This window comes from Zhongshania sp. (assembly GCF_029212375.1).
GTDB lineage: Bacteria > Pseudomonadota > Gammaproteobacteria > Pseudomonadales > Spongiibacteraceae > Spongiibacter.
The window spans coordinates 68,395-94,361 of the sequence record NZ_JARGNU010000005.1 but is presented as its reverse complement, the minus strand read 5'-3'; the positions used below and the strand labels follow the sequence as shown (position 1 = coordinate 94,361).

At 50.7% G+C, this 25,967-nt stretch carries 21 protein-coding genes; 8 read left to right on the top strand and 13 right to left on the bottom strand.

From position 1 onward, the window contains the following. Nucleotides 1-18 precede the first annotated feature (18 nt). A complete protein-coding gene (locus P1U47_RS07190; protein WP_301027999.1) occupies nt 19-510 on the bottom strand; it encodes a pyridoxamine 5'-phosphate oxidase family protein in 492 nt (163 codons plus the stop codon). Between the two features lie 139 nt (nt 511-649). Beyond that, complete coding sequence (locus P1U47_RS07185; protein ID WP_301027998.1) at nt 650-2,668, bottom strand: alpha/beta fold hydrolase; 2,019 nt, start codon at nt 2,666-2,668, stop codon at nt 650-652. A 393-nt stretch (nt 2,669-3,061) separates the two neighbouring features. On the opposite strand from P1U47_RS07185, the gene P1U47_RS07180 reads away from it, so the two are divergent. Then, nucleotides 3,062-3,919 carry an alkaline phosphatase family protein gene (locus tag P1U47_RS07180; protein WP_301027997.1) on the top strand — a complete coding sequence of 286 codons (858 nt, stop codon included), beginning with the start codon at nt 3,062-3,064 and terminating at the stop codon, nt 3,917-3,919. On the opposite strand, the gene P1U47_RS07175 is transcribed toward P1U47_RS07180, so the two are convergent. From P1U47_RS07175 to ggpS, 10 genes are all read right to left on the bottom strand, one after another. Continuing rightward, nucleotides 3,901-5,052, bottom strand: a complete 1,152-nt coding sequence (locus tag P1U47_RS07175) for an IS4 family transposase (RefSeq protein WP_301027996.1) — start codon at nt 5,050-5,052, stop codon at nt 3,901-3,903. The genes P1U47_RS07180 and P1U47_RS07175 overlap by 19 nt on opposite strands. Before the next feature lie 85 nt (nt 5,053-5,137). Then, nucleotides 5,138-5,542 (bottom strand): helix-turn-helix domain-containing protein, encoded by a 405-nt coding sequence (locus P1U47_RS07170; protein ID WP_301028151.1) that lies wholly within the window; start codon nt 5,540-5,542, stop codon nt 5,138-5,140. A 274-nt stretch (nt 5,543-5,816) separates the two neighbouring features. Next, nucleotides 5,817-6,266 carry a chemotaxis protein CheX gene (locus tag P1U47_RS07165; RefSeq protein WP_301027995.1) on the bottom strand — a complete coding sequence of 150 codons (450 nt, stop codon included), beginning with the start codon at nt 6,264-6,266 and terminating at the stop codon, nt 5,817-5,819. Continuing rightward, a complete protein-coding gene (locus P1U47_RS07160; RefSeq protein WP_301027994.1) occupies nt 6,259-6,630 on the bottom strand; it encodes a response regulator in 372 nt (123 codons plus the stop codon). The genes P1U47_RS07165 and P1U47_RS07160 overlap by 8 nt, the downstream gene beginning before the upstream one ends. Nucleotides 6,631-6,642: 12 nt before the next feature. Then, nucleotides 6,643-8,781, bottom strand: coding sequence for an ATP-binding protein (locus tag P1U47_RS07155; RefSeq protein ID WP_301027992.1), 2,139 nt, complete (start codon nt 8,779-8,781; stop codon nt 6,643-6,645). 272 nt (nt 8,782-9,053) lie between these two features. Next, nucleotides 9,054-10,172, bottom strand: a complete 1,119-nt coding sequence (locus P1U47_RS07150; protein ID WP_301027991.1) for a PepSY domain-containing protein — start codon at nt 10,170-10,172, stop codon at nt 9,054-9,056. Nucleotides 10,173-10,262: 90 nt separating this feature from the next. Next, nucleotides 10,263-11,654: an ATP-dependent RNA helicase DbpA gene (gene dbpA, locus P1U47_RS07145; RefSeq protein ID WP_301028150.1), complete on the bottom strand. Its 1,392-nt coding sequence runs from the start codon at nt 11,652-11,654 to the stop codon at nt 10,263-10,265. Nucleotides 11,655-11,827: 173 nt separating this feature from the next. Further along, nucleotides 11,828-12,034 carry a cold-shock protein gene (locus P1U47_RS07140; RefSeq protein ID WP_008251819.1) on the bottom strand — a complete coding sequence of 69 codons (207 nt, stop codon included), beginning with the start codon at nt 12,032-12,034 and terminating at the stop codon, nt 11,828-11,830. A gap of 323 nt (nt 12,035-12,357) precedes the next feature. Continuing rightward, nucleotides 12,358-13,800: a sucrose phosphorylase gene (gene gtfA, locus P1U47_RS07135; RefSeq protein ID WP_301027989.1), complete on the bottom strand. Its 1,443-nt coding sequence runs from the start codon at nt 13,798-13,800 to the stop codon at nt 12,358-12,360. A 46-nt stretch (nt 13,801-13,846) separates the two neighbouring features. After that, a complete protein-coding gene (gene ggpS / locus P1U47_RS07130) occupies nt 13,847-16,120 on the bottom strand; it encodes a glucosylglycerol-phosphate synthase (protein ID WP_301027987.1) in 2,274 nt (757 codons plus the stop codon). 439 nt (nt 16,121-16,559) lie between these two features. On the opposite strand from ggpS, the gene doeB2 reads away from it, so the two are divergent. From doeB2 to P1U47_RS07110, 4 genes are read left to right on the top strand one after another with little or no spacing between them, the layout of a single operon-like run. After that, nucleotides 16,560-17,762 (top strand): N(2)-acetyl-L-2,4-diaminobutanoate deacetylase DoeB2, encoded by a 1,203-nt coding sequence (doeB2, locus tag P1U47_RS07125; RefSeq protein ID WP_301027986.1) that lies wholly within the window; start codon nt 16,560-16,562, stop codon nt 17,760-17,762. A 52-nt stretch (nt 17,763-17,814) separates the two neighbouring features. Beyond that, nucleotides 17,815-19,053 carry an aspartate aminotransferase family protein gene (locus P1U47_RS07120; RefSeq protein ID WP_301027985.1) on the top strand — a complete coding sequence of 413 codons (1,239 nt, stop codon included), beginning with the start codon at nt 17,815-17,817 and terminating at the stop codon, nt 19,051-19,053. Further along, nucleotides 19,050-20,312 carry an ectoine hydrolase gene (doeA, locus tag P1U47_RS07115; RefSeq protein ID WP_301027983.1) on the top strand — a complete coding sequence of 421 codons (1,263 nt, stop codon included), beginning with the start codon at nt 19,050-19,052 and terminating at the stop codon, nt 20,310-20,312. Before P1U47_RS07120 ends, doeA begins: the two co-directional genes overlap by 4 nt. A gap of 10 nt (nt 20,313-20,322) precedes the next feature. Further along, nucleotides 20,323-21,684, top strand: coding sequence for an NAD-dependent succinate-semialdehyde dehydrogenase (locus P1U47_RS07110; RefSeq protein ID WP_301027982.1), 1,362 nt, complete (start codon nt 20,323-20,325; stop codon nt 21,682-21,684). A gap of 104 nt (nt 21,685-21,788) precedes the next feature. Here P1U47_RS07110 and P1U47_RS07105 read toward each other — a convergent pair whose 3' ends face one another. Then, a complete protein-coding gene (locus P1U47_RS07105; RefSeq protein ID WP_301027981.1) occupies nt 21,789-21,926 on the bottom strand; it encodes a DUF2986 domain-containing protein in 138 nt (45 codons plus the stop codon). 277 nt (nt 21,927-22,203) lie between these two features. Here P1U47_RS07105 and P1U47_RS07100 point away from each other — a divergent pair, with 277 nt between their 5' ends. The 3 genes from P1U47_RS07100 to P1U47_RS07090 all read left to right on the top strand — a co-directional run bounded on the left by P1U47_RS07100 (nt 22,204) and on the right by P1U47_RS07090 (nt 25,875). Next, on the top strand, nt 22,204-23,340 hold the full coding sequence (locus P1U47_RS07100) for a methionine aminotransferase (protein WP_301027980.1): 1,137 nt from the start codon (nt 22,204-22,206) through the stop codon (nt 23,338-23,340). Nucleotides 23,341-23,368: 28 nt separating this feature from the next. Beyond that, nucleotides 23,369-24,130, top strand: a complete 762-nt coding sequence (locus tag P1U47_RS07095; protein WP_301027979.1) for an amidohydrolase — start codon at nt 23,369-23,371, stop codon at nt 24,128-24,130. A gap of 137 nt (nt 24,131-24,267) precedes the next feature. Next, nucleotides 24,268-25,875, top strand: a complete 1,608-nt coding sequence (locus P1U47_RS07090; RefSeq protein WP_301027977.1) for a Na/Pi symporter — start codon at nt 24,268-24,270, stop codon at nt 25,873-25,875. Nucleotides 25,876-25,967: the final 92 nt, after the last annotated feature.

Sequence of the window (25,967 nt, the reverse complement as noted above, 5' to 3'; positions counted from 1 at the left end):
ATTCCGCTCAGTATTACTTTATTGCCAAAGCCCATCACACATAGCAGGGTAAGTTGCTGGCGCAAAGGAATCGAATTTAATATCTCGCACGCGGTTTAAGTTACCCCAGAGCAATTTATGACCTTTCAGCTTTTTTGTAATTCGTATGGTAGCCTGAAGTGTTTCAATTTCGTCTGCGCTAGCATCCCGAATTTCACCAACCTCACCAAATAGTCGAACCGCTGGCGCTGAATTAAACTTGCCGTTAAAAAGCGACTTAAACCAAAAGCCCGTGCTGCTGTTAACCCCCATTAGACATACCCGCTTATTGTGCTCAAAGTTTTTTGGCATAGCTTTTGAGTAGGCATCAAAGTAGTAAGCCGTCATATCATTGCGAAAAAAAACATGACCAATGGGGGTGATGTGCGGGTTGCCCGCGGAATCGACCGTTGCGACGGAGAAGAAACGGTTGGCCTTTTTAGCGCTGCCAAGAACGCTCAAAATTTCCGGCCAATTTTTCTCAAGATCCATTTGAAACCTCCATCCTTTTGCTTATACAGATTTAGCAGGTGGTAGTAAAAGACCGCCTATCAGTGGCCTATTTATTTACACATTAAGGATGATCTTAGACGCAAGGAATACCGCTGCAAGCAGCTCAACTCTATAAACATTATTCCGGCTGCCAGTCGCGTATCGCGTCTATATTCGGGGGATTATTCCTTAACACAAAGCGTACAGATTCGGCCAACACCCGCTGCCGTGTGGTTTCCTGCGACAAGAAATGATCTGCGCCTTCAATCTTAATAAATTCATAAGGCTTTTTCGCCGAGCGCAATTTGCTCGCCATCCGTTCGCTGTGCACAATCTCCACCGTGGTGTCATCGCTACCGTGAATCAGTAAAATTGGTGCATCTGCGCGCTTGGCCAAGGTGTAGGGTGATATGGCATCTAAGCTATTGTCCCCTACGCCATCAGCGCCCATAAACTCTTTCCAGTAGCGCAATTCACCGCGCTTCTTGTCAAATTCGGTATTCCGCAACATTAGGTTTAAGTCACTAACTGGTGCAATTGCCACCGCACAGCGATAGATACCTTGCTGAACCGTAACCCCCGCCAGCGCGGCATAACCGCCGTAACTTCCGCCAACAATACAGGCGCGACTAGGGTCAATAATTCCTTGCGCCGCTAAGGTCGCTATACCATCAGACAGGTCGGTTTGCATTTTGCGCCCCCACTCGCCAAAACCGGCATTGCGAAAGCCAACACCATAACCGCGAGAGCCTCTAAAATTGGGCTGCAACACCGCATAGCCACGGCTGGCAAACGCCTGAGCCATCCAGTGAAACTCGGGGTAATCCCGCGACTCTGGGCCACCATGCGGCAGCACGACTAAAGGTAACTGCTTGGCCTCGCGATGCGGCGGCAACGTTAAAATAGCGGGTATGTCCAAGCCGTCGGCAGCGGTGTAATGCCAAGTCGTCACCGGACCAATTTGACTTGGTTTAATACCTGGGTAGCGCCAACCAATTTCAACCGCCGATCCCGAGGGTATATCCACAAACCACCATGTGCCACTATCGGTGGCGCCGTCGGTACGTACCACCATACGACTAAAATCATCGGTCACCGACTCAAAATGCACATTCAAGTTAGGAAAGGCCTTGCGGGTGCCCCTCACTCGGGCCTCTAGGCCATCGTCTATCATTTCTAATGTGGGCGTATCGCCGCCAATAACAATGCCGGTCAATAGGCCTGTGGTGCGACTATAAACATACTCGTTAATATTTAAGGCTGGGTATAATTCGACCGGCGCGGCTTTTCCGTCTAGCGGCATCTCCATCAATTGCGCAACGCCGCGCTTATTATGAATTATAAAGAGTACGGTGCCTGGCGTTCGACCTTGGCCAACAATGGTATTTCGACCAAAGCGGTCTTTAGCTTTATATAAACGGTCGCCACGCTTACCCGCGTAAAGTTCCCAATCGGTGCGGATGCTGTCGTAGGTTTCGCGAGCAATAACGGTTGGCCCTGCGCCGAGCAACCAGCCGCTGCCGTCTTCGCGCCCCGCAGCCAGTAACTTCAGTTTACGCGAGTCTAAATTTATGCAGCTAAGCTCAATGTCAAATCCTGATATCCACACTGATCCAGACCGGCTGCTCCTATTTAACGGCAAAGTATTAACGCATTGCTGCCAGCCGTCGTCAGCTTTAACCGGCATGTGAACACCAAATGCGGCATTTAGAACACGGTCGGATTTAGCCAAAGGCCAAAAAAAATCCTTAGATTGGGTATCTAAAACAGCTATATTCTGTAGCTCATATTTATACCCGTAGTTCATCCCTAGGTTTTGAGTAGAGCTGGTAATCACCACCACGTAGCGCTCACCAGCCCAATACAAATCCCGAGCTTTGATGTCGCCTAAGCCGAGTTTGATCTCAATTTTTTTGCCAACATCCCCAACTAGCAGTATCCGCCGGTCATCGACGGTAGCGAGCATTGCCTGCTGCCGACCCGATTCAGAAAGCGCAACCATGTCGATGCTGGGCAAATGCCCATACAGCGTAAGTGCCGGAGCGTGATAAGGCTCACTTGGCGCGGTGGCCGGTGCAACTTCGGCAAAAGCGCTAGCTCCGGCAAAAAGTGCCACGGTAAGTAATAAGGAGGTTACGCCCATTTTATTTTTAATCATCCATGACACCTAAACATCATTCCGCCAACGGGAAAAATATATCCTTTACACCCAGCACTACGCCTAAGCGGCGTTTGTTAGCCGCATACTAGACCAAAATAAGCGCTTGTAAATAAGTCTGTTTAACTTACCAAGACTTACGTATAGTCATTCAAGCGACCTTTGATTTCAATTATAAGCACAACAAAGCAGATCTCGAAAAAGGCAGTGCGTTGCCACAAAAAGCCGCTTCTGATTTTACAACCAAATCACCACTAATGTGCTGGCCACTGCACAATGCCACCATAATAAATTCCCAACTGTCATATATTCTTCATATTAACAACCTACTCTCGGCGCAATGAATTTGAGTTAGCGACCGATGTTAATCGGCCATGATCTTGATAGGAGAATATGTCTAATAAAGTAATACTCATCGTGCTTGATGGCCTAGCCTATAACACTGCAGAGCAGTGCATGGGCTTTCTTCAGGGCCTAAACGCCCAGGGAATAACCACCCTGTATAAGCTTCAGTGCGAGCTACCGTCCAAGTCTCGCCCACTCTATGAAACCGTCCTCACCGGCGTTACCCCAGTTTTAAGCGGCATTGTCCATAACGACGTAAACCGCAATTCCAATCAACAAAGCGTTTTTAGTTTGGCCCGCGAGGCAGGGCTCACCACCGCGGCCGCCGCATTTCATTGGTTTAGTGAGCTATACAACCGCAGCCCCTATGACGCGGTACGCGATCGCCACACCGAGGATCTTGAACAACTGATTCAGCATGGCTGCTTCTATCACGGCGACCACTATCCCGACGGCTATGTGTACCTCGATGCAGAATCATTACGGCGCCGCCACAACCCCGACTTTATGTTGATACACCCAATGAATATTGACAATGCGGGGCATCACGAGGGTGTAGATAGCGCCCATTACCGCAATTCTGTACGCAATTCCGACGGTGAGTTATCTAAATACCTGCCCACGTGGATTGATGAGGGCTATCAAGTGTTGATCACCTCTGACCACGGTATGAACGGTGATAAGAGCCACGGCGGCATTCTCCCTGAGGAACGCGACATACCACTTTTTGTGATTGGCGAGCACTTCTCTCACCGCTCAGATTCTGCACCGCAACAAACTGAACTCTGCGGTTCTATCTGTGAATTGCTCGGCATTACTGGCCACGGCAAACCCGTGGCGTCGGGGATGTTGCTTACTACCCAAGCACACTGCTGTCCCATAACTTTTCATAGTAGTTCAAGTTGAGGGTGATTTAGTTTATCTACTAACTCCGGCGGGTCACCTCTCAACAGCGTCATCAAATCCCTCCGCTCGAATAAATTAAGCTGGAGTAACCGAATCATCTGCTGAAGACTGCGATCAATTTGACAGCTGAACTTTATCCATAAAAGTAGCAAGTAGGCGCACATGGCAATCCAGATTTGCGTCATGACGGCATTTTTAGACGTACCGACAAATGACTTAATCTTGAGGTTTTGCTTAATGCACTTAAAAAATAATTCGACCTGCCAGCGGGATTTGTAAAGGTCAGCGATAGTTTTAGCGGCAAGGTGAAAATTATTAGTCAGAAATACGTAGTGCTTACCCGTCGTCGCGTCTTTAAAGCCGATTCGTCGCAAAGGAATTGAACAAGTTTGCGCTTTGCTACCAGTAATGTAGATAGTTTGATCGCAGGTCAGCCCTTTGGCCTTAATGACGTCCCTCCGCTCAGTAATACGGTAAGTGGCATTGCGTTTTTGTCGAGTGACAAAGAAAATTCCTTTGTCATTCAGGCTGTTAAACCATGCATAGTCTATGTAAGCGCGATCCATTACGACAATGCTGTCGGCGGGTAAGGCGAGTGCGCGGGCGACGGTGACATCATGCTGTTTACCGTCGGTGATACGGACAAAGCTGGGCAGAAAACCCTGATGGTCAAGACCGACATGGACTTTGACGGCCCCTTTGGTACGACGAAATTTTGCCCACGGGAAAACAGAAAGGCACAGGTCAATCGTAGTGGAATCCAGAGAATACAGTTTGTTCTTGAAACGAAACCCGTGTTTTGGTGCGGTAGCGTGACATCGGGATAACAGTTTATGAAACAAGGCTTCATAAAGTGTGTAAGGCTGACATTCGTTCACGCGTGATAAGGAGCTGCGCGTAACATTATTGCTGCCGAGATGGTAAAGCTTGGCCGCTTGAGCAGACAGATTGCTGACAATATCACGCAGGCTGGCGCGACCGGAAAGCTGAGCCAAGCTTAAGGAAACAAATTGAGACCACCGTGACATTTTGCGCAGTTTTTGGCCCTCGTGGTGCTCTTTTGCTAGACCTTCAAATTCATGTCTCGATACCAATTTTAACAATTGTGAAAAGACCGTGTTATGATGTGACAAGGCTTGGTTACCCCTGTTATTACAGTTTTTGTTCGCAACTTCATTGTATCAACTTGTTGAGAACCAAGCCTTTTTTATTTCTAAGTTATGGGACAGCAGTGAAGCCAACAATATCATGCAGCTTTTCTTCAAACAAAAGGTCATTGCTGACTTTAAATGACTTTGTCAAATGCGGCTTCAGCCCGGCTGATTTCCAAACACGATGAACAAATGTATCTGTGGTATTTAAAGCTTTGGCTAATGAGCGGGTCGACCAGTGTGTCCCATCGGCAGGTTTTTCCTGTGTGGTCATCCGAATAACGTTATTGCGTAAACGTAGTTGGCCAAGACTGCTTTTCCCTGCATGGTTTTTACCGCGCGGGAGGTTCTTTTCTAATGCTTTGAATCCACCTTCAGCATAGCGGTTGCGCCAACGTCCAACTTTGTTCTTGCCTATCTCCAATTCTTCCGCTATAGCTTGATTCTCTTTCCCTTCATGAGCTAATAAAATAATTTTTTATGCGCTCCATAAGGCGTACAGGGGGTTTTCCGCTGTGAAGCAATTTAGTGAATTTTTTGCGTTCTTCTTCTGACAGGATTATGGGGGCTGCTATTCTCATGACTATTCTGCAAAATAAATTTTACGGATTATAGCAAAATCATCCATATTCTTCAGTTTATTTGAAGCGGCACACTAGGTTCCAACGATTGATAACACTCACTACAATGTTCAAACCCACTCGCGCTTGCTCACCAATACCTCTACAAACGCGGATTTCACTATATTATGCCTGCAAACAAATCACCACAGCTGCGCTGTAAGAGCGCCACACCGCCGGCACCACGTAAGAACGCATCTCACTGGGTAAGTGAATTTTACTCGGGGCACCAGACACAACAACCGGCACAGAGATCATAAAATCTTTGCCCAGCTCACGACGCGCATTCCCTGAAATTGTATTAGCCACTTCACCTACGAGGTCGATCATATTAGCTTCTGAGGTGTCTGGCTCACCTAAGCTCATCATTAAATGTTTCAGCATGATTTTGGGCGCAGTAAAATACACACACCCCTTATTGTTACCGGAAATACCAATAATGCCGGTGTAATCCATAGAAATCGGATCTGCATTAGAAGCTAAATAAGGCGTACCTACACGCATATCATTGTCTGCAGTATGTTCAAAATAACGCACAACGCCGTCTATAAATATTTGCAGTTTATCTTCAGTCATTAAGATGTTCCGTTAGTTCGTCTAGGGCCGCACGCAAGTCATTTTCGCTAAAAGGTTTTAATAAAAAGCCACTGGCACCTTTTTCGAGGGCTTCAATACCTGTCGCTTGATCCGACAAAGCAGAAACCACCAATATAAGCACCTCAGGATTTATCGCCGCTAAACGCGCTATACACTCAATACCATCAATATTGGGCATGGTTAAGTCCATGGTGACCACCTGAGGATGGTGCATTTCAAAAAATGCAATGGCTTCAGCACCGTCAGTCGCGGTTGCAACAATCTCGAATTTATCCGCATTATGAGCGCGACAAATTTTTGAGCGAATGATATTAGAATCGTCTACTACCATTAATTTCAACATAACCACGCCTCTTTATACTGCCACGTTCATTTGCAGTGCCGTTACTGGTATTGAAACAACAAAGCGAGCGCCGCGACCATTGCGTGAGTTAATAGCAATTTTCCCCCCCATCTCCCGCACGGTCTGACGCAATGCAAATAGCCCCATGCCACGCCCAGCATCTTCGTCGGCAGCATCCCGAGTAGAAAAGTCTGGGTGAAAAATCAATTCCGCAAGACGGCGATCATCACCCTCTAGGTCTTCCTCGCCACTGATAAGACCACGCTCTAAAGCCGCTCGTAAAATGGCCTCGCGATTGAGACCACTGCCGTCGTCTTCACACACTAACTGCAAATCACCATTATTACGCTTTGCGATACGAAGATTAATTTCTCCCTGAGGACGTTTACCTGCAAGAATACGGCTCGAGCAAGTCTCTATGCCATGACTGACAGCATTGCGCACCAATTGTACTGCTAGGCCATTCAGCGTGGATTGCGCCTCGTCGCCAAGGGCAACGTCATTAAAGCCTGTGCACACCACTTCGACCTCTTTACCCTGACGCTCGGATATTTTTGTCGCCAGCATCTGCAGATGACTAAACGATAAATAATCACCATTGTTTGCGGCCAAGGTAGCCACAGACGTTTTGGTATTCGATCTAAAGCTAGCCACCTTGCTTAATAAATCCTGAATACTCTCGGTTTCAGCAATGAGCTTATTCAAGATCACTGCCAAACCCAGAAAATCATTCCCAGTCAATTCACTACGATTTTTCAAGGCAATAATTTGCTCCTCAAACTCATGAGCCTGACTGCTAAATCGACCAAGATTTAAGGCCGAGGCCTCACCCTTATAGTTATGCACCAGAGCAAATATTTGATTGGCCTTATCTATATATTGGGGTACCGACTTTGCTTGATGCTTTAGAATCTCATTAATTTTGGCAAAACTACTGACACTGTTTTTTAAGAACATGTTCAACATATCGCTGTCAGCTTGCAGAACTGTAGACAAAAGAGCCAACTGCTCCTGCCCCTGCGCCCGAGCCACATCCAACTCGCCAGCAAGTAATACCTGTTTGGATACATCCACAACCGTGACCAGTATATGGATGATATTGCCCTCGCTCATAACGCGAGAAAACGAAAAACTCAAATACTTATTAACGTAACTACCGTCTGCCTGTGGTATATAAATCTCAACCTGACGCAAAGGATTTAGATCGCCAATGAGCTTTTGCTTTTTACGCAGATCGAATAATAAGCCTATATAGCTCGTCGCGGTGGCGCGATCTTTCTCCGACACGATACCACTGAGTAAGTCATTAAAACTTTTTCCGGCAATATCGCGCCGCCCAAACATATCCGCCAATGCCTTTGAACACTGCTCACCAATCCGCTGCTCTTTATCAATCAAAAACAAGCCTTCGTTAACAGTATCGAGGATCTCTTGGGTTTCCCCACGCGCCACTTCAATATGACGATCACTGTCCCGAAGCTGACGCAAAAAATGGAACATAATAATAAAAAAGTTAATTATTGCCAGACTGATCCCCGCCGTTTGAATCCAGCGCAGACGGCTAGCCTTTGAACTAGCGACATTTTCCAATTCACCAGTGAGTTGATTCATGAGTTTTAGTAACGTTAAATTATATTCGCGACCATAGGCCACAGCAGTATTTAACTGAGCTAAAAATATCTGGGACTCGGCAGTCAAGTTCGTCTTCTGCAAAGCATTAAGTTGCTTATAAAATGGCGCCCAAATTTGTTTCGCCTCATGTAAAGCGGCAACACTGGCCCCAGACCCAGCTGGTTTCAAAAGCACCTCACCACCCTCTGCACCCGGCGCCAAACCACCTTCATCAAACGCGATAAGCGTGGCGTGAAACATATTCACCGTGGCATCGAGTTCCTTTAGCGCTGAATTGAGCACGGACGTAATATCAGCTCCCTCAGACTCACTAGCAACTAATACAGAACGCATATCCAAAAGTGATTTCATCATCCGCTGCGACAGCATCCGTTGCCGACCAGCAATATTGACACCCACGGCATCTTCCGAAATTTCATATGAAATATAAAAATTTAATGACATTACCGATGCGTCGAGCAACAGAAATAATGCAATAGAAACAATTATTCCCCGGTACTTCCCATAATCTAGCTTCATCTAACCACCTTAGAAGATATCGTCTAAATAACATTGAGATCTCCTTAAGCAATTAGTACGCCCACTTTGCAGAACTCTAGCGATGAAAGGCTAAGATCAGGCCATAAGGCCTATGACATAAGGGGGTTATGTTTGTGAAATAATTTTTTACTGACTGATTTTATCGTAATCGGCACTCATTACTGCACCTAAAATGCACGCAGCCCGACTAGCGGGTCACTGCGCACACTGCCCACAATTGGCGCAACAAATCCCACCTTGCACACTTTTGACTATAGATTTGCATTTATAGACCTTAACGCTTTTTTATTGACATGCCGCATCCGCTGCAAACGACGCATACGCCACATAGCTAAGCCGCTGGCAATCAACATCACCGGACTAAAACCCAACACTGCCCAGATTAATCGGCTCCAGTTGCCAGCAAAATTGCCAAAGTGCAGGCGTCGAAAACTGTTTTTTATTTGAGCAGTGACGCTAGACTCACGAATGTCGCGCAAGCCGGAAAATTCTCCGGTTTGAGCATCGTAGCGAAGAGAATTGGCGAATTCACTATAGAGCGGATTTTGCCCGCTCACCCCGCCCAAAATATTAATAGCATAACCAGGCTTGCTCGGCAGCGAGACAAAGCTCGGCGCGAAGCCCACAAGGCGCCCCTGACTTTCCCTTAGCAGGGCATCTATCGACAGCATTGGATTATATAAGCGCTCGCCAACACTATAGGGTGCTGGCCGCATAACTGGCTTAGCGAAACTATAGCTGAGCTGGTTTATATTCCAGTACGCGCCGGTAAATCCCAGTACCAACAATACCGGCGTGGCCACAACACCGAGCAGTTTATGGAGGTCACCAAAATAAATAATTGGCCGCGCGCGATAGCGGAAGGTAAATAGCACTTTCCAAAATTTACGGTGCAGGATCATGCCGATAAGGGCTTGGATGCAGAGCAGCACTGCGACGACCGCATACAGCAATAGACCAATATCACCCGCCAAAAAGGTGTAATGGAACTCGCGCACAAGGTCAGTGACATAATATTTAGGAGGGCTGGGATCTGATAAAATTTTAGCGCGGTATTGATCAACAAACAGCGACGACCACTCGCTACCGCCGTGAGCCATCACATAAACAAGATCGGCTCGACCTGGGTCTGCAAATAACTGCCAGCCGGTGACTTCATACGCGGGGTAAGCTTGGTTAAATGCGTGCAGCAATACATCAAAGGACTGGCGCGCCTCGCCCACTGCAGCTACACGCACGCGCTCAGGCATTAGCAGCGCATCAATCTCATGCTTATATACCAGCACACTGCCGCTCAAGCTAATGAGTAATAGCGGCGCGCAGATCAACAGGGCGAGTAGTCGGTGCAGCTTAAATAAGACTTTATTCATCAACAGGGAGGGAATCTGAGGGCTAGATCACGGCTTTAAATCGAAGGGGAAATCAGGCAGCTTATGCGCCGCCTGCCACCCAACAAAGCATTAACCGCGAATACGGCGCACTCTAAAGTTACGCCCCTTGAGCTGGCCTTCGCTTAATTTACGCAGCGCGTCAGTGGCCACATCGTTGCGCACAGCCACATAAGCGGTATTGTCGAATACGTGGATTTTACCCACGTCGGTGCCAGCAATGCCGTCGGCACCCGTTAACGCACCAACGATATCGCCGGGGCGAATCTTTTGCTTTTTGCCACCATCGATCTGCAGACAAGCCATTGGCGGCTTGAAAGTGGGCTTATCCAAGTAATTCACCTGGGGCAGCGCCTCAGGCACAATTTTATTGCCGCGCATTTCTTCTATACGGGCAATTTTGGCACTTTCACGCTCGGTATACAGGCTACAGGCAATACCTTTGCCGCCAGCGCGGCCGGTACGGCCAATGCGGTGAATATGCACTTCGGCGTCGCGGGCAATGTGGTAGTTAATCACCGCGTCGAGAGCGTCTATGTCTAAGCCCCGCGCCGCAACATCGGTAGCCACTAGAATCGAGACGCTTTTATTGGCAAAGCGCACCAAGGTTTGATCCCGCATTTTCTGATCTAAGTCGCCGTGCAAGGCTTGCACGCTAAATCCCGCCTCGCGAAGATCGTCGCACACCTGCTGGGTCTCGTGGCGAGTATTACAAAATATAACGGTGGAATCTGGGCGGTAGCGCAGCAGCAGCAATTTTACTGCGACAATACGCTGAGTATTGTCGGCTACTTTAAAAAAGTGCTGGGCGATGCTTTCGTTGTCGTGAGTAGATTCCACTTTAACCAGTAGCGGCCGCTGCATAATACGGGTGGCCACGTCCTGAATTTCGTCAGGGTAGGTCGCGCTAAACAGCAGGGTCTGCCGCTCTTTAGGAATATAACCAATGATGGTATCGAGGGCGTCTTGAAAACCCATTTCCAACATGCGGTCTGCTTCATCCAAAACCAGTGTGTTCACATTATCTAATTTAAGGGTGCCCTTGCGCACATGCTCTTCAATACGACCTGGAGTGCCAACCACAATATGCGCGCCGTGCTCTAGGGAGCCGACCTGCGGACCAAAGGGCATGCCACCACACAGCGTTAACACTTTAATATTATGAATAGTACGCGCTAACTTACGCAGCTCTTTAGCAACCTGATCGGCCAATTCACGAGTCGGGCACAACACCAAAGACTGCACATAAAACTTTTTGACATCTAATTTTTGTAACTGGGTAAGACCGAAGACAGCGGTTTTTCCCGAACCGGTTTTGCCCTGTGCAATAACGTCTTTGCCATGGAGTGTGTGCGGCAAAGCCTTGGCCTGAATGGGGGTCATCTCGGTATAACCGAGCGAGCTCAGGTTTTGCAATAGCGAGGGGTTTAGCGGAAGGGTAGAAAATTCTAGCTGACTCACAATGTGTATCCTGTAATACCGCCAGAAAAATGCGCGGCGGTGGCGCGGTGAAACCGGATGTTAAATAGTGTTGCTGAAATGAAAAAAGGGCAAGACCCGTAGGTCCTGCCCCTTTAGCATTCAATCCACAAGGGTTTGAAGCTGGCCGCTGCCCGAGGGCGCGGCCACATAGCAAATTACAGTGCTACGATGTTCTCTGCCTGAGGACCTTTCTGGCCCTGAGTAACAGTGAACTGAACGCGCTGGCCTTCAACCAAAGTTTTGAAGCCTGAACCAGAGATAGCGCTGAAGTGAGCGAAAACGTCTGGGCCAGATTCTTGCTCGATGAAGCCAAAGCCTTTAGATTCGTTGAACCATTTTACTGTGCCAGTAGTAGTAGACATAATTTTATTCCTGAAATATTCAAAGGTAATTTTTGATCTGAAATCAGATCGATTAGGCTGGAAGTGATTCTATTACTTATGAAGTACAGGACGAAAACTACAGACAGGACTTCGAAATGGTGTACATAAATATAGGTCGAACTTTCTAGCTGCGATTGAGTATATACAGATTTCAGGCCGTGTCTACCCCCTATTACTACCAATTTACAGCGCGCAGCCGCAAAAATGCGCCGTATTTAGTGTGTGACACGCCACAACGCTAACAATAAGGATTTTCATGCCTAGGCCGCGCAGTCCCGTCCATTTTACTTAGTTAAGAGTCACTAGCACTGCAAGCGGCACTCAGCCAGCGAGTCCTCGTCGAGATAGGTTATAGACGCAGTATTAAAGTTAAGGTCTACAAATAAGCGGCAGTAATACTCGCCGTGGCGCCAAGCCATATCCACGCTGGAATCATTGGAGTAATTCAGCTCAAAATGGCCATCGAAGGCGGGGTAATTGCTCCTAAAACGCATCAAGGCCAGTAATCGCTGCACCACCGGCTGTGCTATTGCCTCGTCAATTTCGGGCAAGCTGTAAAAATGGCGATTGATGTCGCGCAGCTCGCCAGTCTCCTCCATCAGCTCAATATCATTGCAACCGGCAAGCAGGCCCACGTAATACACTTGGGGAATACCCGGCGAGAAAAACTGAATCGCCCGCGCCGCCAAGTAGGCGTCGTCGTTACGCATTAGGGCGTCGTAGAACGTGCAGGTTAGCTGGTAGATAGCACCAACGCTGTGAATATTCGCCGCCGAACGCCGCAAAATTGGATCGGCGCTACGGGCGGAGATATTGTCGATTAAGGCCCGAATTTTATCCTCGGGCAGCACGCCCTCCACATCGGGAATACATATGCCATCATGGGTATCTAATACCGTCACCATATTGCGCGGGCACATCCGCAGCCAGTTTTTAAGGTAGACGCTATTGGCATCTAATAAAGAGAACAGTAAGAGTGGCGGCAGGGCAAAACCATAGGGGTGCATATTGCGACGGCTAATCGCGTACTGATAGCTGCTGTGGTCGTGAACCTCGGGCAGCACTTCGGCGCCGTGGAGCTGAGCCACGCCATTGATCCAATCCAGATTACGGTACACATCTGGCTCCACCAAAAAGCAACTGGTGCCGATGCGCTTAGTGGTATAGCCAAAGGCGTCTAAGCGAAATAGTTTTACCCCGCGCTGCGCCAAAAAGCCGATGTAGTTTTCCATCAGCTGAAAGGTCAATTCAGACTCGTAATTCAGGTCGATTTGATGCTCGGTAAACGTACACCACACGCGACCGGTGCCGCCGCTGGCAAACTCAACACGTCGAAACGGCTCCTTCTCTTTGCGAATATGAATTTTAGCGAGGTCGTCTGGCGAAATATCACCAAACTTTTCCACATGCACAAACATATCGGCGTATTGGGAATCGTAGCCCTTGGCAACAAAGTCTTTAAACTCTTCAGACTCATCGGAAATATGGTTTACCGTAACGTCGCAACACAAATCGTATTTAGAAGAAATACGCTCAATATCGTCCCAGTCACCGTAATCGGGATCGACTTCTTTGTGGGTTAGCGGCGAAAAGCCCGCGTCGGCATTCGAGGGAAAAAACGGCAATATATGCACGCCGCCAATGGCCTCCGACAAGTGCTTTTCAATAACCGCGTGTAAGTCTTTTAGATTGTCGCCCATGCGATTGGGGTAACAGATCATTTGTACCGCATTGCGTAAGGCCATCATTACTCCTTTGCGTGCTACTTTGCTTTGCTATTACTGCGCGATCTTAAACTACGCAGCTCTCGTCACTACACTGCGCCTCGGCGTCATCGCTGCGACAGGCTTCCACCGCGGCCATAAACTCCGCCCCCCATAATTTGATGTCGTTGTAGCACACCACATCAAAGGCTTCGCGCATGCGACTGCGAGCCTCATCGCGTTTTAAGGTCAGCGCCAAATAACAGGTTTGCACCAGCTCTTTGGGATCGTGGGGATTGGCCAGTATGGGCCCGCGCAGCTCCGCCGCAGCACCGGCAAACTCCGACAACACCAACACCCCAGAGCCCTCGGTCATGCCTTGGGTGGCAATGTATTCCTTGGCCACCAAATTTAAACCGTCGCGCAGCGGGGTAATCCACATCACATCAGCCATGCTGTAGTAGGCCACCAACTCTTCAAAGGGCAGACTGCGGAAGAAAAATTGCAAGGGGCTCCAGCCTACTTGAGCAAAGCGCCCGTTTATACGCCCCACCGCCTGCTCAATTTGCACTTGCAGCTTGCGATAGATAGTCATCTCTTTGTCGGCTGGCACACAGACCATGATCAAGGTCACCTTGCCGTGTAAGTCGGGGTGCTGCTCGAGCAAAGTTTCATAGGCAGTGAGCTGTTCTATAACGCCCTTGGTGTAATCCAAGCGCCCCACCGACAAAACCATACGAGTGCCGCTCAACTCCTCGCGCAATTCATTCATGCGCTGTTGCACCGACTTTTTCGCCAATGCCGCCCGCACCCTATCCAAATCCAAACCCACCGGATGGGCGCCAAGACCAATACGGCGCTCATTAACTTGTATTTCGGTGGTCATTTCATCTAGCCCCATGGCGCAGCCATAGGTTAAAAAGCGCGGTGCGCAATTCATTTTCTGGGTGACTTCGAGCGGCATTACGCCGCGGGCAACATCAACAAAATTTTCGGCCTGGCGAGGAATATGAAAACCGATATAGTCGCACTGCAATAAGCTGCCAATAATTTCGCGGCGCCAAGGCAGTACATTAAACACATCTGCCGACGGGAAATAAGTGTGATGAAAAAAGGCAATAACAAGGTCGGGGCGTATCTCACGCAGAAACGCCGGCACCATCCACAAATTGTAATCGTGAATCCACACCACCGCGTTTTCTGCTGCTTCTGCGGCGGCGCGCTCGGCAAATTGCTTATTTACTTTTAAAAACACCTGCCAGTGATCGTCGCGAAAAACCGCGCGCTCCCAGAAGGTGTGCAAGGTTGGCCAAAAGGCTTCCTTAGAAAATTTCTTATAAAAAATATCAACATCTTTTTTACTTAAGGGCACCCGCGCCGCGAGCAGGCGCGGATACAAATCGGTATCGACTTCGGTGTGAATTTGAAATGTGCCGTGACGCGGATCGTGTATCGACCACGCGATCCACGACCCCGCGCGACCGTCGCCAAAAAAGCTTAGCAAGGTCGGCAATATGCCATTGGGTGAGGTTGGCCGGCGCCGAATCAGCTCGCCGTTTTCAATCAACTCTTCATAGGGAAGACGGTGATAGACCATCACCAATTCAGACTTTCCCGGCACCAATACCTCGCGCTGCTCAGCCTCCATCCCCGCCAAACCAAGAAAGCCAAAATGCTCTATGGCCTGCAAAATTCCGCCGCAACCAGGCGCCGAGGCATGCAAAACTCTGGCCCGATTCTCGGTGTTTTCCAATAGCGCAAGTTCAGACTCACCCACGCACACGCCGATAAAATCATGCTCATACATCGACAGGTCGTTAAGGGTATCCCCCGCCACCAACACCATCTCGTCGCTGAGGCCAAGATGCCCAACCAATGCTCGCAAAGTCGAACCCTTGTTTACGCCCTTGGGCAAAATATCTAAATACAAATCTGCCGAGTACAACAGGTCGCAATCCAAGCCCGCAACTGCCACCTCAAGTTCAGCGCTCACTGCGCCCGCCGCACAAAAAAATGACACCCGCCGTTCCTGCGGAACATCTTGGCGCTGCAGATTGGGAATATGTGCAACCGCTTGTTCAACCACATGTTCACCAGGCCAATATTGATCTATATCGGACTGTAAAGGTTGAATAGCCTGTTGAGTGCGACCGTCTACTACCGTGCAGCCCACATCGCAAATAATATAATCCGGCTGGGGAATGGTTGGATCAGCCAATAAGGGCAGCACCGATTCCAAACCGCGACCGGTGACAAAGGCCAGCTTAATTTCCGGATGTGCCGTAATTAGCTGATAGAGTTTTAGGCGACTCTCACTGTCGCCGGCAAGAAAAGTACCGTCTAAATCTGTTGCTAAAAGCATGTTCAAATTCCTGCGTCGTGACGCAGGGTCCAGCTCCCACCAGACCCCGGGTGCTGTTACAAAAAACATAACCAAGCCAACACGACGACAGCCGCAACGCTGCGTCAACACAAAAAAGGGGAACACCAAAAATGCACGTATTTTGCTGCGACTGTGGCCGCCGTGTTTTTCCTTTCAACTAAGTCGATGCATGATCCGTGCCTTACCGAAATCACCTAGGCCACCGAAAAGAGTGCAGACGCTCTTTAGCAGGGCCTTTCAGCTAATTTCCAGCATATTGAAAAATAAGATAAAAGAAAGAAACGACATAATTTTTTGCACCATTAAATGCCGTGCGCACCAACATAGAATCCCTCTGCGCGCCGTAAAGCAACAAAAATATAAATTTGCAAAAACAGTATTTGCCAGCCTGTAACAGCTGTGCGACAGTAAAAGCATAATGGCAAATTACTGGACTGATACAATCGCCACCGCGCAGCAGCTGCGCCGCGACTTACACGCCCACCCCGAGCTTAGCTGGCACGAGGTTCGCACCGCTGAAACCGTACGCAATACCCTAAACCAACTCGGCATTTCTTGGCAGGCCTGCGCTGGCACCGGCACCATCGCTAGACTCGTGCCACCAAACAGCAATTTTAAAAATTTAAACCTAGCGCCCAAGCATATTGCTTTGCGCGGCGATATCGATGCACTGCCAATTACCGAGCAAACATCTAAGCCGTGGACATCCCAACACCCCACCTGCATGCACGCCTGCGGTCACGACGGTCACACCGCGACTCTATTGGCTACCGCGCAGTGGCTTAAACACCACGAGCAACAATTAGCGGGGCCAGTCAGCTTATTATTTCAACCGGCAGAAGAAGGCGGCCACGGCGCCCGCGAAATGATTAACGAAGGTGCCCTCGACGGCATTGACGAAATTTACGGTTGGCATAACTGGCCAGCGATAGGCTTTGGAAAATTACTCTGCCCCGACGGCATTGTGATGTGCGGCAACGGCACATTTACCATTACCGTAATGGGTAAAGGTGGCCACGCCAGCCAGCCTGAGCTGTGTCGCGACCCCGTGCTCGCCGCCAGCGCGATCACCTTAGCACTGCAACAAATCACGAGCCGCCGTTTGGCACCCCAGCAAGCCGCCGTGCTGAGCGTCACCTCAATTATGGCCGACAGCGGCCCCACCATTATTCCGCAAACTGCCAAACTCAGTGGCAGCATCCGCGTGCCAGACCAGCAAACCCGCGATCACATATGTCAGCTTATTACTGAAATAAGCCAACACACCGCACACAGCTATGGCGTTGAATGCAGCGTAGAAATTACTCCGCGCTACAACGCAACCATCAATCACACGGTGCAAGCTCAGCATGTTCGTAGTCTGTGGGCGGAACAATATGGCTTTACCGCCATCGAAACCCATGTCGCCACGCCAATAATGGCCTCTGAAGACTTTAGTTATTACTTGCGGGAAATACCAGGCGCCTTTGCATTGATCGGCGCCGACGACGGCGAAGATCACGACTCGCCCTGTCACAGCCCGCATTACGATTTTAATGACAAGCTCATTCCATTGGTTACAACTCTTTTCTCACGCCTGTGTGGCGTGACAACGCCCGAAAAACCTGCACCAACCATCTAAAGATAGAACGCCACCGCAACACGGGTGGAAATATTCAAAAGAAGGAGTACGCATGAGTATTTTTGAGCAACGTGAATCGGATATCCGCGCCTATTGCAGGGTTTATCCCGTGGTTTTCGACAAGGCCAGCAACGCCCGCCAAACCGACGAAGACGGTAAACAATATATCGACTTCTTCGCTGGCGCTGGGGTTTTAAACTTTGGTCACAACAACCCCCACATGAAAAAGGCCATGATTGCCTATCTGGAATCAGATGGCGTCACCCACAGCCTAGACATGCACACCACGGCTAAACGCAGCTTTATGGAGCGCTTTGTTAAGACCATTCTTGAACCCCGCAAGATGGATCACAAAATGCAATTTATGGGCCCCACTGGCACTAACGCCGTTGAGGCTGCCTTAAAAATTGCCCGTCGCGCCACGGGTCGGCAAGAGATTGTTGCCTTTACTCACGGCTTTCACGGCATGACCCTCGGTTCACTGGCCTGCACCGCCAATAGTTATTTTCGCGGCGCCGCAGGTGTGCCTTTAAATCACGTTAGTCACCACGCCTTTGGCAATATGGCAGTACTGCAGCAATTGCGCGACTACTACGCCGACACGTCCAGCGGCATTGCGCCACCAGCGGCCTTTATGGTGGAAACCATACAAGCAGAGGGCGGGGTAAATGTTGCTAGTAAAGAGTGGTTACAAGGCCTAGCCAAGCTCGCCAAAGATGTCGGCTCGCTACTTATTGTCGACGACATTCAAGTGGGCTGCGGGCGCACCGGCTCCTACTTTAGCTTTGACGATATGGGAATCGAACCCGACGTAATCTGTCTTGCCAAGGGTGTGGGCGGCATGGGCACACCCATGGCACTGAACCTAGTTAAACCCGAAATAGATAAGCACTGGTCACCCGGCGAGCACACCGGCACCTTTCGCGGCCAGTCGCTGAGCTTTGTCGCTGGCGCCGAGGCACTGGCTTACTTCGAAAGCCCAGAATTAATGTTGGAGGTTCAGGCCAAGGGCGAGATTATCGCCAATGCCCTGCAAGGTTTAGCGAAGCGTTTTACGCCAATTGAAATACGCGGCAAGGGCATGATCTACGGCTTGGATGTGGGCAGTGGCGAAAACGCCAAAGCCATTGTCGACGCCTGTTTTAAAGCAGGCTTGCTCATTGCCAGCTGCGGCACCGGCGGGCGCGTCGTAAAACTGATTCCACCGTTGACTATTCCCAACGACGATCTGCGCATCGGCCTCGACACCCTGATTCAAGTTACCAGCTCAGTAATGGAGGCCACCGCATGAAACAGCGCGACGACATGACCTTCCCCATAGAGGAGTACCAGCGGCGACTGGCCGATTTACGCGAGCGTATTGCCCTGCGCCACCTTGATGCGGTGGTGATCTCTGACCCAGAAAACATAATGTACCTCACCGACTATCAAACCACCGGCTACTCCTTTTTTCAGGCACTGGTGGTGCCCCTAGACGATGAGCCTTTTATGATTACTCGGGCAATGGAAGAGTCCAATATCATCGCCCGCACTTGGGTAGAGCGCACGCGACCCTACCCCGACACCGGCGATGCCATTCAAATGTTGGTCGACGCCCTGCGCGAGTTTGGCTTGGCCAACAAGCGTATCGGCTACGAGCGCAATAGTTATTTTTTCCCGGCCTACCAGCAAGACCGCATCCACACCACACTGACCGAAGCCAAATTACTCGACTGCTTTGGCATTGTTGAGCAGGGCCGAATCTGCAAATCACCGGTAGAAATTCAGCTAATGCGCAAGGCGGCTGCGGCTACTGAAGCCGGTATGCAAGCGGGTATCGACGCCTGCATGCCAGGGGTGACCGAAAACGAAATTGGCGCCGCCATTAGCGCCGCGATGTTCCGCGCCGGCGGCGAACCCCCAGCGGTAATGCCCTATGTTACCTCGGGGCCGCGAACCATGATTGGCCACGCCACCTGGGAGGGGCGCACGGTATTGCCCGGCGAGCACGTATTTTTAGAAGTCGGTGGCTGCTATCGCCGCTACCACACCGCCATGATGCGCACCGTGGTGCTCGGCGAGTTAAGCGAGTCAATGCACCACGCCCAAGAGCGCATGAAACACGCCCTGCACATGGTTCACAAACAAGTGCAACCGGGCATGACCGTGTCAGATGCCGACAATCTAGTGCGCAATATCATTTCCGAAAACAACTGTGGCGCGCGGCTTATTACCCGTTCGGGTTATTCGATTGGCATTGCCTTTCCCCCCAGCTGGGACGAGGGCTATATCGTCAGCCTCAAACAGGGTGAATCCACCGTACTGCAAGAGGGCATGACCTTTCATATTATTCCGTGGATGTGGGGTGTCGACGGCGACAAAACCTGCGGTATTTCAGATTCGATCTATATTACCGACAAGGGCTGCGAATCTTTTTTCACTATGAACCAGGACTTCACCGTAAAAAAAGACGCCCCCGAACCCGCCCTACTCGAGTTTGACGAGGCGCGGAAAGCCAAAACGCAAAAATCCCAAAAGGTTCAAAATATCGAATCTGGCGAACGTCCCTAAGGAGCTGATTATGCTAATAGCGACAAATCCCTGCACCGGCAAAATCATTGCAGAAACGCCGGGCCTCAACAGCGTGCAACTTCACGAGCGCATTGGCGATGCCTTTCGCGCCGCCGACAGCTGGCAAGCCACCGCCATTGCCGAGCGCGCAGAAGTACTGCGCGCCGTTGCCACTGAATTGCGCGCGCAAAAAAACCATCTCGCTAAATTGATGTGCGCAGAGATGGGCAAGCCGATGAAAGAAGGCCTTGCCGAGGTTGAAAAATCGGCGGGCTGCGCCGACTACTATGCCGAACACGCAGCTGAGTATTTAGCGCCACAAACCCTGCCCTCCGATGCTTCCATAAGCTATATTTGCCATCCACCGCTCGGCACCTTATTGGGTATATTGCCGTGGAATGCGCCGCTGTGGCTGGCCTTTCGCTATATGGCACCAGCGCTCATGGCGGGCAATACCTGCGTAATGAAACACGACCCCAATGTGCCCGCCTGCGCCGAAGCCATCGCCAAAGTGTTTAAAGACGCCGGCGCTCCCGCCAATATCATGGTTAACCTGCCCATCGATAATGACGCCATTGAAACTGCAATTCGCGACCCCCGCATTGCCGCCGTGTCGTTTACCGGCTCCGGCACCGCAGGTCGCAAAGTGGCCGCCATTGCCGGCTCAGAGATTAAACCCACAGTATTAGAATTGGGCGGCTCAGACCCTTGCATTGTGCTTGCCGACGCCGACTTAAACGCCGCCGCCGACACTGCCGTGCTGTCGCGCATGATAAACGCCGGACAATCCTGCATTGCCGCCAAACGTATTATTGTTGAAAACAGTATTTACGACGAGTTTGTCACCATGCTCAAAACCCGCATGGCCAAACTTAAAATGGGCGACCCCATGCACGACGACACCGACATTGGCCCCATTGCCAGAGACGATCTGCGTCAGAACCTACACCGCCAGGTAACAGAGAGTATTGAAGCTGGCGCCAAGTGCCTGCTCGGCGGTGAAATGCCTAACAGCCCTGGTTTTTTCTATCCGCCCACCCTGCTCACCGATGTTACCGAGAACATGTGCGCCTTTCGCGAAGAAACCTTCGGTCCGGTAATGGCCGTTATTCGCGCGGCAGACATTGAAGAAGCCATACAGCTCGCCAATGAAACCCCCTACGGTCTCGGCGCTGCAATTTGGAGTGGCAATGCTGAGCTAGCCGCCAAAACTGCCGAGCGTCTAGAGGCCGGCCAAGTGGCGATAAACGGCATTGTTAAAACCGACTCGCGACTGCCCAGCGGTGGCATAAAAGGGTCGGGCTACGGCCGCGAACTCGGCCCCCACGGTATTAAGGAGTTTGTGAATACCAAGCAGGTTTGGGTAAAGTAAAAGCAAGCTCGTCGATTTGATAGATGATGGCGGCAAACGCTGTCATCTATCCTTGCGCAAACCCCCTAGCCAGTTAGAATGGCCTATTTAAACTCAACAGCAACTTACTCGGCTTCGCGCTCAGCGGCTGCCGCTCTCTCCGCTTTAGAAATATAGCGCGGCTTATTGCTAGGCTGATTTTTGGCATTGGCTTTTTTGATCTTGGCGTTTAAGACCTTGTTCATTTTCTTTTTGCGGTTCATAGCAACCCCTAAACATATACAGCGCAAATAATAACTCGACTTCACGGCGTCAGTGCAACCTCGCGACGCGCCAGTCATTGAGCTAAATCGGCAATAACCTAGGCGCCGCCATCATACGTTGAAATCGCCAAAACCCAAAGCGGCGGCGCAACGCAAACCACACGTATACCAAATCGCCTCGCGGCCGCTAGCGATGTCACGCTCAACGCGCGACGGCTCGCCTATTTGTAGTAAACTCAAGCAACAGACTACCGCGCTCAGCGTCAAGGACTCCAAATTGAAAAGCAAACTTCCCGAGGTTGGCACCACCATATTTTCAGTGATGTCGGCCATGGCTAGCGAGTGTGGCGCCATCAACCTGTCGCAAGGCTTTCCTGATTTTACGCCCAACGAATACCTGCTAGACCGGCTTAGCCACCACGCCCACAGCGGCAAAAACCAATACGCGCCCATGAACGGCATTCCCGAGTTGCGCCACGCCATCGCTGCGCTCACCCAAGAATGCTATGGCCGCGCCATAAACCCCGACACCGAAATCACCCTCGCCTCTGGCGCCACCGAAGCCTTGTTTGTTGCCATTCAAGCCGTGGTTAATCCCGGCGATGAAGTGATTCTGCTCGACCCCGCCTACGACAGTTACGCGCCAGCCGTGACCTTGGCGGGAGGCAACTCCAAACACATCAGCCTTATGCCGCCGAGCTACCAGCCAGACTGGCAGCAAATTGAGGCGGCAGTGTCAGCCAAAACGCGGCTGATTATCGTCAATAGCCCCCACAACCCCACCGCCACCGTATTTAGCGACAGCGACTGGCAGGCCCTCGCCAACTTAGCCGCTAAGCACGATCTATTCGTGATTAGCGACGAGGTTTACGAACACATTGTGTTCAACCAAGCCCGCAATAGCGCCCACTGCTACCCCGCGCTGCGCGATCGCAGCTTTGTCATTTCGTCCTTTGGCAAAACCTTTCACGCCACCGGCTGGAAACTCGGCTACTGCATTGCGCCGCCAGCCCTGAGTGTGGAGTTTCGCAAAATTCACCAGTTTGTGACCTTCACCAGTTTTACACCGGCCCAATACGCCGTGGCCGATATGCTCAATGAATACAGCGACGAGGTTCACAGCCTAGGGGATTTTTACCGCAGCAAACGCGACTGCTTTATCAACGCTATGCAAACCTCGCGCTTTAGCATGTTGCCCAGCGCCGGCACCTATTTTGCCCTTGCCGACTACAGCGCCATTAGCGACCAAAACGACGTAGACTTTTGCGAAGAGCTCACCCGCGAGCACGGCGTTGCCGCTATTCCGCTGTCAGTATTTTATAAAACGCCGCCAAACAGCCGCATCATCCGCTTCTGTTTTGCCAAGCGCGAACAGACCCTATTAGATGCCGCCACCAAACTCTGTGCCCTTTAATAAAACGACTATAGAAAGAAGCACTCAGATGAAAATAGCCGCCCTGCAAGCCCCCCTGTACTGGCAAGACCGCGAAGCCAACCTCGCCTACTTCAACGACCTAATTGACAGTATTGGCGTGGTTGACGTGCTGGTCTTACCCGAAATGTTCACCACCGGCTTCTCTATGGCGCCAGAACAGATTGCCGAACCAGCAGACGGCCCAAGCCTGCGCTGGCTGCGCGACATGAGCCAGCAACACAATATCGCCATTACAGGCTCCGTTGCCGTTGAAGAAAATGGCAACTACTACAACCGCCTCTACTGGGTAAGCCCAGAGGGCGAAAGCCACTACGACAAACACCACCTATTTCGCATGGCCGGCGAACACACCCACTACGCCGCGGGCAACGAGCGCAAAATAGTTGAATACCAGGGCTTCCGGCTGTGCCTGCAAGTCTGCTACGACCTGCGTTTTCCCGTGTTCTGCCGCAACCGCAACGACTACGACGTGCTGGTCTTTGTCGCCAACTGGCCAGAACCCCGCCGCCACGCGTGGTCGTCCTTACTCACTGCACGCGCTATCGAAAACCAAAGCTACGTTATTGGCGTGAACCGTGTCGGCGAAGACGGCAACGGCATAAACTACAGCGGCGACAGCGTCATCCTCGACTACCTAGGCCAGCCGCTGGCGCAAACCACCGCCCATACACCCGCTATACTTACAGCGGAATTGTCCCTGCCAGAATTGCAGAGCTTTAGAGAAAAGTTTCCGGCGCACTTAGATGCCGACGATTTTGAACTACGCTGAAGAAGTCGAAGCCGCTGCCTTAGCCAGCTAAAACACCCTCGGTGCCGACACCCGCACAGCAATACCAGACGCCATTGCCGGAGACCGCCCAACATGAAAACCAAGCCGATCCAAGTAAACTGCAAGGTGCTATACCGATGAACCTGTGGTCGGTGGATTGGTCGCTCCTCGTCGCTGGCCTAGGCTTGTTTATGCTGGGCATGTATTTTTTAGAGTTGTCACTCAAGTCTTTATTAAATCAAACCGCAGCAGCTCTAATGCGTACCGCCACTGCGTCGATATGGCTAGCGGTACTGCTTGGTACCGCCTTAACCGCCTTAATGCAAAGCAGCTCGCTCGTTGGCCTGCTCGTGCTTGCCTTTGTCGGCGCCGGCATTATGCCAATGCGCAACGCCCTAGGCGTAATTCTTGGTGCCAATTTGGGCACCACCATAACCGGCTGGGTGGTCACTTGGCTTGGCTTCAGTCTAGAACTCAATAGTATTGCCCTGCCGCTTATGGGGGTTGGTGCGCTACTCAAAGTTTGGATGGACGACCGCCCGCGCTTACTCGCGGTCGGACACCTCGCCCTCGGTTTGGGTTTATTACTATTTGGTCTCGACGCCATGAAAACCGGCGTGGCAGAAGTTGCTCAAGCGGTCAATATCGACACCATCAAACACCTTTCACCCATTTGGTTTTTGGGCATTGGTATGGCCCTAGCCGCGGTAATTCAATCATCGTCGGCAGTCGTTATGATGGTTCTCTCGGCAATGCACAGCGGCATTATTGGTTTCGACGCTGCCGCGGCCATGATTATTGGCGCCGACGTTGGCACCTCTAGCACCATGATTTTAGCCTCTGCCACCGGCGCGGTGGTCAAGCGGCAAGTGGCGGCCTTTCATTTAACCTATAACCTATTCACTGGGCTATTCGCCTTTTTTATACTACTCCCTGCCGCACCCTACCTCCTCAAGCTCATCAATATTCACGACCCGCTATATAGCTTGGTGATTTTCCACAGTAGCTTTAATTTTGTTTGTATATTTTTAGCGCTACCCTTTCTTGGCCTGTTCGCCAACTGGATAGAACGCTTTCTGGGTAAAAACGACGTCCTTACCCGGTTTATCCATAAAGTGCCCGTTAGCATACCCAGTGCCGCCGTAGTCGCCTTAGAACAAGAAACCCGCTACCTATGCGCCTGCTCGCTGCAGTTAATAGCGCAGGCCTACGAACATCCGACGCGCATAAGCCTAGACGGCCAAGACTCGCTACCCCAGATAAAACTGGGCTATGCAAACTTCCTCGACCACTACGAATCCTTAAAAGCCCTCGAGGCCGACATCATCACCTACGGCACCCGAATCAACGATCTACCACTTCCCGATGTAGGAAGAATTAACACCGCCCTAGGCCAAGTTCGCTATGCGGTTTACGCCACAAAATCCGTCAAAGACATTCGCGACGACCTCGAGCTCCTGTGGCAAGCAACATCCCCCGCAGCAGAAACCTTACGGCAGTCATTAACAGAGCAAACTCAGCAATTACTAGAAATGGGCCAACGCTGGTTAAAGTCAGAATTAAGCCTTGGTCAGCTTCAAGAACTAGACATAGAACAACAAAAGAAAATGCGCGCACTGCAGAACAATATGTACAAATCCGGAACAGTTGCTGGCATCGGCTTTTCCAGCCTCCTCAATGTTCTGCGCGAAACCGACGAATGCCGACGAGAGTTGCTGCGCCTGTTCGCAAATCAAAATGGATAGCGGTGGGAGGGATGTGTGCAGTGAAGAGGAGTGTCTGGTGTCTGGTGTCTGGTGTCTGGTGTCTGGTGTCTGGTGTCTGGTGTCTGGTGTCT

Coding starts and splice junctions, on each gene's coding strand:
- P1U47_RS07190 (WP_301027999.1), bottom strand. CDS start 510: ATGGATCTTGAGAAAAATTGGCCGGAAATTTTGAGCGTTCTTGGCAGC.
- P1U47_RS07180 (WP_301027997.1), top strand. CDS start 3,062: ATGTCTAATAAAGTAATACTCATCGTGCTTGATGGCCTAGCCTATAAC.
- doeB2 (WP_301027986.1), top strand. CDS start 16,560: ATGGCAAATTACTGGACTGATACAATCGCCACCGCGCAGCAGCTGCGC.
- P1U47_RS07140 (WP_008251819.1), bottom strand. CDS start 12,034: ATGTCTACTACTACTGGCACAGTAAAATGGTTCAACGAATCTAAAGGC.
- P1U47_RS07185 (WP_301027998.1), bottom strand. CDS start 2,668: ATGATTAAAAATAAAATGGGCGTAACCTCCTTATTACTTACCGTGGCA.
- P1U47_RS07165 (WP_301027995.1), bottom strand. CDS start 6,266: ATGACTGAAGATAAACTGCAAATATTTATAGACGGCGTTGTGCGTTAT.
- ggpS (WP_301027987.1), bottom strand. CDS start 16,120: ATGCTTTTAGCAACAGATTTAGACGGTACTTTTCTTGCCGGCGACAGT.
- P1U47_RS07105 (WP_301027981.1), bottom strand. CDS start 21,926: ATGAACCGCAAAAAGAAAATGAACAAGGTCTTAAACGCCAAGATCAAA.
- P1U47_RS07160 (WP_301027994.1), bottom strand. CDS start 6,630: ATGTTGAAATTAATGGTAGTAGACGATTCTAATATCATTCGCTCAAAA.
- P1U47_RS07155 (WP_301027992.1), bottom strand. CDS start 8,781: ATGAAGCTAGATTATGGGAAGTACCGGGGAATAATTGTTTCTATTGCA.
- P1U47_RS07110 (WP_301027982.1), top strand. CDS start 20,323: ATGCTAATAGCGACAAATCCCTGCACCGGCAAAATCATTGCAGAAACG.
- gtfA (WP_301027989.1), bottom strand. CDS start 13,800: ATGGCCTTACGCAATGCGGTACAAATGATCTGTTACCCCAATCGCATG.
- P1U47_RS07120 (WP_301027985.1), top strand. CDS start 17,815: ATGAGTATTTTTGAGCAACGTGAATCGGATATCCGCGCCTATTGCAGG.
- P1U47_RS07095 (WP_301027979.1), top strand. CDS start 23,369: ATGAAAATAGCCGCCCTGCAAGCCCCCCTGTACTGGCAAGACCGCGAA.
- P1U47_RS07090 (WP_301027977.1), top strand. CDS start 24,268: ATGAACCTGTGGTCGGTGGATTGGTCGCTCCTCGTCGCTGGCCTAGGC.
- doeA (WP_301027983.1), top strand. CDS start 19,050: ATGAAACAGCGCGACGACATGACCTTCCCCATAGAGGAGTACCAGCGG.
- P1U47_RS07150 (WP_301027991.1), bottom strand. CDS start 10,172: ATGAATAAAGTCTTATTTAAGCTGCACCGACTACTCGCCCTGTTGATC.